General features: G+C 67.0%; 1 pseudogene. It reads right to left on the reverse strand.

Features of this window, described 5'->3' with window-relative positions:
• A pseudogene (locus IHE49_RS18375) lies at nt 1-376 on the reverse strand (OmpA family protein); the annotation flags it as partial.

Below are 376 nucleotides of genomic sequence, written 5' to 3' on the forward strand. Positions count from 1 at the left end.
TAGTCCGGCTTGCCCTTGCTGTCCGTGTAACCCGCTACCGTCACGTGCACGTCCGGATAGCGCTTCAGCGTGTCCACCGCCTGGTCCAGGATCGCCACCGAGTCCGACGTCGGCACGGCCAGCGCCTTGTCGATTTCCGACGCGTGCACATGGCCCTTCTTCGGGAAGTCGAACTTGAAGTTCACACCACGCAGGTCGATCACCACCTTCTGCGGCGCCGGCGCTTCAACCGGAGCCGGCGGCGGCGGCGGCGGCGCAGCAGCCGGGGCCGGAGCCGCCGGAACCGCACCGATGCGCGACACGATGCTCAGACCCAGGAACCAGTCACCGTAACCGCTGTGGTTCGGCTGGCTCTGGTCGTCCCAATCGTAGCGGT

Source organism: Rhodanobacter sp. 7MK24, assembly GCF_014842995.1.
In the GTDB taxonomy this organism is placed as follows: Bacteria; Pseudomonadota; Gammaproteobacteria; order Xanthomonadales; family Rhodanobacteraceae; genus Rhodanobacter_A.